Source organism: Pseudoalteromonas 'SMAR', assembly GCF_048515945.1.
GTDB lineage: Bacteria > Pseudomonadota > Gammaproteobacteria > Enterobacterales > Alteromonadaceae > Pseudoalteromonas.
In genome coordinates, this window is sequence record NZ_JBLWMW010000014.1 from 82,052 (window position 1) to 90,834 (window position 8,783).

Consider the following 8,783-nt stretch of genomic DNA (forward strand, 5'->3'; position numbering starts at 1 on the left):
ACAAAACAACCTAGGTTGTTATTGCAAATAAAAGTAGTTATGACGATGATAGACTTATTTCAAAATATAACAATATGGAATGTTTATGAAAAAGCTATTTGTAATTAGTACCTTGGCATTGGCTGTTATGTCGGGTTGTAGCACAACCGACCAACTTCAAGCACCAGTCGTGGAATCGAAATTATTGGCCACTGAGCTAGTAGTGAGTCCCAATGACGATAGACAATATCAAACCCTAACGCTGGAAAATGGCATTGATGTCATCTTGGTCTCTGACCCCAGTGTTTCAAAGTCAGCTGCAGCACTCAGCGTGGGAGTAGGGCTGCTGCATGACCCAATGTCACAGCAGGGGATGGCACACTATTTAGAACATATGCTTTTTCTCGGCACGGAAAAATACCCAGATAACAAAGGTTATTCCGAGTTTATGACCAAAAATGGTGGCGCCCACAATGCCTACACTTGGCTTGATATCACCAATTACATGTTTAAGGTCAATAACGATGCCTACGATGAAGCATTAGACCGCTTTTCTGACTTCTTTAAATCACCAAAGCTGTATCCTGAATACACCGAAAAAGAAAAAAACGCCGTCAATGCCGAGTGGTCGATGCGCCGCGAAATGGACTTTTTTGGTCAGTTTAAATTAGCGCGAAATATGATGGGTGACCATCCAGCTAATCGCTTTTTGATTGGTAACTTAGAAACCTTGGGCGATAAACCCGATAGTAAGCTACACGCTGAAACGGTGGCATTTTACCAAAAATATTACTCATCTAATATTATGAAAGTGGCGATGATCTCCAATGAGCCGCTGAAGAGCATGGCTGAAAAAGCAAAACGTCATTTTAGCTCGATTGAAAATAAAAACATTGCCAAGCCCAGTGTTGAAAAGCGCTTAGACATTGAAAAGGTTGGCCAAAAGCTGGTTCACTATAAGCCTAATGAAGACGTAAAAACCCTAAAATTGGATTTTACCATTGCCAATAATGCCGAGCAGTTTGCGGTTAAACCAAACTACTTCGTTACCTACCTACTGAGCAATGAGATGGCCGGCAGCCCGGCTCAAGTTCTCAAAGAGCAAGGCTTAATTTCGTCTCTTACAGCTTATGCCACACCGAACCATTATGGTAACTATGGCACCTTGCAGGTAGACATCCAACTTACCGACGATGGTATGGAAAACCGTGAGTTGATCACCGGTACCGTGCTCAATTACATAGATATGATTAAGCAGGACGGTATTGATAAGCGCTACTTCGACGAAATTAAAACGTCGTTGAATAATCAGTTTCGATTCTTAGAAAAAGGCGATGAATTTGGTTATGTCAGCAACCTTGCTGATGCCATGCAACATTACCCCGTAAATCATGCCATCAATGCCAGCTACCATTATGCCGATTTCGATGCTGATGCGGTCAATGCGGTGTTATCACAGTTGACTCCTGAGCATCTGCGCGTGTGGTACGTCAGCAAAGATGAGCCTGTGGATGCTAAGCTGCACTTTTATGATGGTGAATACAAAGTGGTTGACTTAGACACAGACACCATTGAAAAATGGCAAAGTCAGTCGCAATTTGCTTTGGCCTTACCGAGTGTCAATACCTTGCTGCCAGAGCAGTTTGCCATAAAAACCTCTGCAGAAGACGCCAAAAAAGGTGTGCAAAAAGTAATGGACCAAGCGGGCGTGCAAATTTGGCATGCCGCCAGTGAGCGTTTTTATCAGCAGCCGAAAGGCAACCTTAAGCTCTACATAAACAGCCCGCAGGCATTGAACGATGTTAAAACTCAAGTGGCTTTGTCTATTTGGTCAGACTTGTATCGCATCGAAAAGGCCAAGCTGATGACTGAAGCTGGGGTAGCAGGAATGGGTCTGAGCGTTACGGCAGCTAATGGTCTGGTGATGAATGTCTCTGGGTTTACCGATAAACAACCTGAGCTACTAAAGCAAGCACTTAACAATATTGCTGTGAACAGTGATGAGCGCAGCTTTGCACAAGCCATCGATCGTTATGTCCGTGGTATTCAAAATCAGCGTAAAGAGTTCCCGGTTAGGCAAGCCTTTAATGTTTATCGCAAATTAATAAGCTCCGGTAATTTTGATGATGAGGCGTTGATTGCGGCGGCACAGTCTCTGACGGTTGAAGAGTTTAAGCAGGTGCAAGATCACCTGTTAAGCAACAATCAAGTTAGAGTTTTTGCATACGGCAATTATGACCAAGCTGCGCTTAAGCAAGTGTATCAAACCTTGACACAAGCGTTGCCAAAGCGTGAAAAAGTCACCGCGTATGCTCGAGCTAAGTTTTGGCAGCCCCAAGCAGAACAAACCTTAGTATGGCAGCAAGACATTGACGTTGCAGATGTTGCTGTGGTTGATTTTGCCGTTCACCCAGTCAAAGGCTACGCTTCAAAGGCCGCAGCACTAGTACTTCAAGGTCATTTAAGAACCGCGGCATTTGACACTTTGAGGACACAAGAGCAGCTGGCTTATGCGGTAGGTGCTGCGAGCTTTGACATTGAAGATTACTCGGCCATGGGCTTCTACATTCAAACCCCAGTGAAAGACGCAAAAAGCATGCAACAGCGCTTCGATGATTTTAAACTCGAGTATGCAAAAAGTTTGGCTAACTTAGATAATAAGACTTTTGAGCAGTTAAAAAACGCAGCCTTAGTGTCGTTAACTGAAGAGCCGAAAAATCTAGCGGAAGAATCACAACCGCTACTAACCGACTGGTTCAAAGAAAACATGGCCTTTGATTCAAAAGCCAAGCTCACTGCAGCTGTCAGAGCCGTGACCTTGCAAGATATAAAAGACTATTATCAGCAAACCGTACTTAACCCAGACGCTGCACGGCTTAATGTGCAGTTACGCGGTGAAAAGTTTCAGTCGCAACCGTTTGCTGACCTTAAAGGTCAAACCAAGCTTGAGTCCGTTAAGCAGCTCAGTGAGACGGTATCGTTGCAGGATTAATGGTGCAAACTAACGCAATGAGCGCCTTAGGGTGACAAGTTACAGGCCGAGCATGTCATTCATGTTCGGCCTGTTTAATTTGGTTCATGGTCGCACTAGGGCTATGATTGTATTCTATTTCTTCTTTAGCACAGTGGTTTACGGATGCAGCAGCACAATACAACGCTAATCGAAAATTCCCAGATTGCACTTAGGCGCGCTAACCTTGAAGACGCCGCTTTTATTCTGCAGCTGTTGAATCAAACCAGCTTTATTAACAATATTCGCGATAAAGGGATCCGTACCATAGAAGATGCTCAGATCCATATTGAGCAGTCGTTTTTGATCCCATATCAAATTGGCGCGGTGGCGCCCTTTGTGGTGGTTGAGCAAGGGACTAATCAAGCCATTGGTATTTGTGGTTTATATCAACGGCCGTTTTTAACCTGTCCGGACATTGGTTACGCATTTTTAGATGATTATACTGGCCGTGGTCTGGCGTATCAGTCCGCAGCTCTGTTAATTGAGTTTTTAAAAACACAAAATGAATTGACCCAACTTTCAGCTATCACCTTAAGCAGTAATAAGTCCAGTATTAACTTATTGAACCGCTTAGGGTTTGATCAGGTAGGGGAGCTAATTATTGATGCCCATTTGCAGCCGGTGCAGTTATTCGTACTGAAGCTTTAATGCTCTTTTAAGCTGTTGCTGCAACTGTGCAAAGTTGTTCTGGTGAGCGCTAACTAGAGCGCTGAAACCATCTGCCTGCAGTGGTGTTGTAAAGCTGAAATTATTTAGCTGGTGCAATTGGTAGCGACCTTGGTCGAAGTAATATAGGTACCAGCTGCCTGTCATTATTGCGCCTTTTGCGTGGTGTCCGGCGAACTCATTTAATTCAATTGCAAGGCGATAGTGGGGTTGATTGTCACGGTAGTACTTAGTGCTATTAAGTGCCACCTGCTGTGGTTGCTGATTGAGGGCGTCGATCAATTGCCAAGTTAACATTTCACTGGGAGGTTGTGCCCAAAAGTGGAAGTTGGCAATGTTGACTTGATTATTGGCTAGTACTTGGATCAGTGCTTGCTGATCGTACAGCTCGTTAAGCTGCACCTTATCAACCAATAAGACCGTTTGTTCATCAAGCTTATCGGTTTTTTGTTGCTGCACCACTGAATCAAACTGATAGTAACTCACAGGTTGTTTTGGGTGAGTAAAACATCCTGTGAGGATTAAGGTGGTGACAAGGGCAAAAAATACCAGCCTCATTTATTCTTCCTAGGCAGTGGATCGGCTTCATCTTCTTTATTAAAGATTAGCATATTCGGCTGTTCATTGAGTCCTTTTGAAATGGGCTTAAGGCGGTTAGATAAGCTTTCTAACTCTTCTAAGGTATCGCTCAATTGATCCATCACCCCTGAGCCTTTTTGGTATTGAGTCATGGTTTGCTCAAATTGCTTTAAACTCGAGGTGAGTTGGGTCAGGGTGGACTCTAGGCTAACTAAATTGTTGTCTACTTTTTCCGTAATATTATTGTCGTTAAGTGCTTCTACGAGCTGATTCATTTCCATTGCTAATAGCCTGTGTTGCTTTAAGGTCCCCTCTAGCTCCTTAACAGTTGTTTCGAGAGGTAACCCATTTAACTTGTTGAGTAAATGTGTGACTTGTTCCGAGAGCACTGTGATGCCGCTCTGAACACTAGGCAATATGGGGTATGCCGAGGTTTGAGCGATTTTAACAGGTTCTGCATTTGGGTAAAAGTCTAACTCTATGTATACCGCACCTGTTAACAAATTACCACTTTTGAGTGATGCCCTAAGACCACTTTTAATCCATTGTTCTATATTATCTGACCAGTATTTAGCGGCAACAGAGGCATCTTCGTAGATCCGACCATATTCTATTTTTACTAAGATAGGCACCGCAGTGTTGCCTTGTTGGAAATACAAAGGTCTATCATCTGATATGCCGGTGGCAGGCACTTGCTCGATGGTGCCGACGCGCATGCCGCGATACTCAATTGGGGCACCCGCTTTTAACCCTCTGATTGATTGCTCAAATTCAATAAGATAATAATCAAACTCATCAAAGCGCCGCTCCAGCGCCATGGCATAGTTTTTATGTAACGAAAAGCGCTTTTCCTCTTGCGCTACTTTGCCACTGGGCATAGTAGGCGGGTAGTCGACAGAAATCCCACCTTTTAGCATCTTCGATAGTGAGCCGGTAGACACTTCAACGCCTTCTGTTGAGAGCTTAAAGTCGACGCCAGAACTCACCCAAAAAATCGCGTTATTGGTAATAAGCTGATCGTAAGGTGAGTAAATAAAAATACCATAATCCATCTTTAGGGTCTCGGCGTTAAAATGCGCAGACTCCACCTGGCCGATTTTGTAATTTCTAAAAAACACGCTGGAGCCGACATCCAGTACTTCGGCATCAGTTGCCACCAATTGATAACGTTTACCTTCTACTTCAGAGCTGATCAATGCCGGTTCATCCATTAAAGTAAACATACTCGAGCGGGATGAGGATTCACCAGGAGACAGTTCGATATACACACCCGACAGTAAGGTGTTCATGCCGGATATACCTGACTCATCAATTCTCGGTTTAACCACCCAAAGCGCAGAGTCTTCAGCTAAAAGCTCGCCATAAGGCTGTAAAATTCGCACTTTGGCCACCACGGCGTTTTGTTGTAATTCTAATTGCAGTGATTCAACCAAGCCCACCTTAACGCTTTTCACCCTTACCTCGGTTTTTCCGGCAATGATGCCGTCGGCGTCGTTCATTTTCACAAAAATGACATGGCCTTTATTAATTTGATGTTGGTAAAGCATCCAGCCGGTGATCAATAGGGCAATAATTGGCACTATCCAAATCACGGAAAACTTGGGTTTGTCTTCTATTTTCGCATCAACACTCATTGTTTCTTTTTATCCCATAAAAGGCGCGGATCAAAACTATTCACTGCTGCAATTTGGCATAGTACCATCATAGTGAAAAATACAATGCCAATTTCAGGCTCAACATTCAACACAGTGCCCAGCTGCACCAGAGAAACCAGCAAGATAACCACAAACACATCTATCATTGACCAGCGACCAACGTATTCCAATAAACGATACACCCGAGTCGCTTTTAATGGATTCTTCGGACGTTTTGCCCGCAGCAAGAGGTAACTTAATAGCACTGCCTTGATTATTGGAATACAAATGCTGGCTAAAAAAATCAGTGAGGCCACAGGATAGGAGCCGTCTTGCCATAACACCACTACGCCAGAAAATATGGTGGCTGGGGTGTGCATGCCTAAACTGATGGTGTCCATGATGGGCAGCATATTGGCTGGCAACAGCAGCACCACACTGGTAAACATCCAAGCTAAACTGCGTTGTAATGATTGCTCTGTGCGATGCCTGAGTTTAGCAAAGCAACGTTCACAGCGCTGACCATGGCCGACAAAGCCGCATACTTTACAGCGCTTATGGTTGCCCTCAACCACCCAGTTAGGGTCTTGTGTGAGCTGCGCAGTGTGCTCACGCCAAAGGTGTTCATGGTCGAACAGCGACAAGGCCTCGATAAAACAAAAAACAAAGAGGATATAAGCCCAAAACCCTAACCCCATTTCTAATTCAGCAAAAGACATTAACTTAAAGGCACTTACCAGTACTGCAACTAAGAAAATATCGGTGAGGTTGAGTGGTGTGAGTGCGGCAATAAAACGGGCAAGGTAACGGGCGTTGTGGGCGTTTATTCGCTGCCAAATCGGGGTATGGGCCAACAATAACAGTACGGACACGGTCACTGGCATAACAAAAATAGCAAACGCAAATAAAGCCGCGAGAAAGAAACTGTACTGTTCACTGAGTAATACCGTGGCTTGCCATAAACTCACCACCTGAGTTAAACCGTGTTGACTATAAGAAATAAAGGTGGGGAACAAGCTGGCAAATAAAAACAGTAAAGCGGCGATGGAAAAGGCCTGTACCCACTGGTTTTGATAACCAGGAATATGACGTAAAACGCGCTCACAGGTTGGACACAGGGCGCGTTTATGAGCATTACTATCGTCTATGGTGACTAGAGTGTCGCACTCGGGACAGGCTGTTATCACATTCAAGCTCAGTGGATTACTATGGTTTAAGTGTGCGTTATCCCACTGGCTTTTGCAATATTAGTCGAATACCGCCACCGTTTGCCTGCTTAATGCCAGCAGTTGACCTGAGCTGGAGCTTATTTTTGCGTCTTCAATGCCATAACCGTTTTGGCTGTGGTGAGTAATGGCTTCAAAACCTAACCACTGATCGCTGGCAAGCTCAATCTCCGATAAAAACTCAATATACCACGACATGCTGCTTGCAGGACTTGGCGCCTTACACATTTGTAGTAAAGTCGGTGGCCAAGCGTCAGCAAGTGCAAGAGTGTGCAGCTCTGTGACCGCTGAGCTTTGCTGTTTAAAGCGCATCCAGCCGCCTAAGTGCGAAGAAGGGGCGCCTGAAAATGGCATTGCACCTTGTTGTGCGTTGAGCGCGACATGTTGGAAAAACGCCGGCATTACTCCCTCTTGATAAGGTAATATAGCCTTTGGGTTGACTGGCTCTAAACTGGAGCTGAAATCATTATCGACAATGATGCTTGAGTCTCGGTCTTTACCAAAGCATCCCAGGGCAATGACACAGACTTGCCCTGACTGAATTAATTGCGTTTGCATTTGAGTGGCGTTTTTACCACTTCTGAGTACCGTGGTGTTTACGCTAAACGGTTGGTCTTGCAATAGCGGCCCGACAAAGTTAACACTCACAGAGAGCAAACGACGCGGCTCGGTAAGCTGGTGCTTCATGCTTTGCACCGCAATGGCTGCAGATAAACCACCAAAAGCAGTGCGGCCTTGGCACCAATTAGCAGGAAAAGTTAATTGGCACTCGGGTTGCTGTAATTGGTTATTATTGAGAATGTCATCAAAAGTCATGGTCAGGCTCTCTTATTTCCTTTATTAATGACCGTTAGAATAACTGGTCTAACCAGGTAATCAAGCACTGAGACGGCAAAAAATAAGCAAAAACACCGTGCTTTTATGCTGAAAAACTGGCCAAACGCAAAAAAATGCAATTTTTTTTAAATTTTTTTCCTTGTGACGCTTGAATTACAAATCACTGCCCCTATCTATCAAAGCAACTAACTGAACAACGAATTTTGAAGTCGGAGAAGATTCATGGGTAGAATTATTGGAATCGATTTAGGTACTACTAACTCTTGTCTAGCGGTACTAGACGGCGATAAGCCACGCGTAATTGAAAACGCTGAAGGCGATCGCACAACTCCTTCTGTTATTGCATACACAGATGACGGTGAGACATTAGTAGGTCAGCCAGCAAAACGCCAGGCTGTAACAAACCCTAAAAACACACTTTTCGCGATTAAGCGTCTAATCGGTCGTCGCTTTGAAGATGAAGAAGTACAGCGTGATATCGGTATCATGCCATTCAGCATCGTAAAAGCAGACAACGGTGACGCTTGGGTTGAAGTACGTGGTGAGAAAAAAGCAGCACCACAGGTTTCAGCTGAAGTATTGAAGAAAATGAAGAAAACCGCTGAGGATTACCTTGGCGAAGAAGTAACAGAAGCGGTAATCACAGTTCCTGCATACTTTAACGATTCACAGCGTCAAGCAACGAAAGACGCGGGTCGTATTGCTGGTCTTGATGTTAAACGTATCATCAACGAGCCAACGGCTGCGGCACTTGCTTACGGCATGGACAAGAAAAAAGGCGATAATGTTATCGCTGTATACGACTTAGGTGGTGGTACGTTCGATATCTCTATCATCGAAATCGATGAA

The 8,783-nt window shown here is 44.4% G+C and carries 7 protein-coding genes; 3 read left to right on the forward strand and 4 right to left on the reverse strand.

Annotated elements, in window-relative coordinates:
• The first annotated feature begins 85 nt into the window (after nt 1-85).
• Nucleotides 86-2,971, forward strand: coding sequence for an insulinase family protein (locus ACNKW2_RS08120; protein WP_419148106.1), 2,886 nt, complete (start codon nt 86-88; stop codon nt 2,969-2,971).
• A 144-nt stretch (nt 2,972-3,115) separates the two neighbouring features.
• On the forward strand, nt 3,116-3,640 hold the full coding sequence (locus tag ACNKW2_RS08125) for a GNAT family N-acetyltransferase (protein ID WP_419148107.1): 525 nt from the start codon (nt 3,116-3,118) through the stop codon (nt 3,638-3,640).
• Here the strand turns inward: ACNKW2_RS08125 and ACNKW2_RS08130 are convergent.
• The 4 genes from ACNKW2_RS08130 to ACNKW2_RS08145 are packed head-to-tail and all read right to left on the reverse strand — an operon-like array spanning nt 3,620 to nt 7,913.
• Nucleotides 3,620-4,216, reverse strand: coding sequence for a PqiC family protein (locus ACNKW2_RS08130; protein WP_419148108.1), 597 nt, complete (start codon nt 4,214-4,216; stop codon nt 3,620-3,622). The genes ACNKW2_RS08125 and ACNKW2_RS08130 overlap by 21 nt on opposite strands.
• Complete coding sequence (gene pqiB / locus ACNKW2_RS08135; protein ID WP_419148109.1) at nt 4,213-5,871, reverse strand: intermembrane transport protein PqiB; 1,659 nt, start codon at nt 5,869-5,871, stop codon at nt 4,213-4,215. Before pqiB ends, ACNKW2_RS08130 begins: the two co-directional genes overlap by 4 nt.
• Nucleotides 5,868-7,058 carry a PqiA/YebS family transporter subunit gene (locus tag ACNKW2_RS08140; protein WP_419148110.1) on the reverse strand — a complete coding sequence of 397 codons (1,191 nt, stop codon included), beginning with the start codon at nt 7,056-7,058 and terminating at the stop codon, nt 5,868-5,870. The genes pqiB and ACNKW2_RS08140 overlap by 4 nt, the downstream gene beginning before the upstream one ends.
• A 60-nt stretch (nt 7,059-7,118) precedes the next feature.
• On the reverse strand, nt 7,119-7,913 hold the full coding sequence (locus ACNKW2_RS08145) for a thioesterase family protein (protein ID WP_419148111.1): 795 nt from the start codon (nt 7,911-7,913) through the stop codon (nt 7,119-7,121).
• A gap of 243 nt (nt 7,914-8,156) precedes the next feature.
• Between ACNKW2_RS08145 and ACNKW2_RS08150 the strand changes: the two genes are divergently transcribed.
• Nucleotides 8,157-8,783 (forward strand): Hsp70 family protein (locus tag ACNKW2_RS08150; protein ID WP_419148112.1); only part of this gene is annotated, 627 nt, incomplete at its 3' end.

Excerpts from the sequence above, each read along its gene's own strand:
- ACNKW2_RS08145 (WP_419148111.1), bottom strand. The coding sequence starts at position 7,913 with ATGACTTTTGATGACATTCTCAATAATAACCAATTACAGCAACCCGAG.
- ACNKW2_RS08125 (WP_419148107.1), top strand. The coding sequence starts at position 3,116 with ATGCAGCAGCACAATACAACGCTAATCGAAAATTCCCAGATTGCACTT.
- pqiB (WP_419148109.1), bottom strand. The coding sequence starts at position 5,871 with ATGAGTGTTGATGCGAAAATAGAAGACAAACCCAAGTTTTCCGTGATT.
- ACNKW2_RS08130 (WP_419148108.1), bottom strand. The coding sequence starts at position 4,216 with ATGAGGCTGGTATTTTTTGCCCTTGTCACCACCTTAATCCTCACAGGA.
- ACNKW2_RS08120 (WP_419148106.1), top strand. The coding sequence starts at position 86 with ATGAAAAAGCTATTTGTAATTAGTACCTTGGCATTGGCTGTTATGTCG.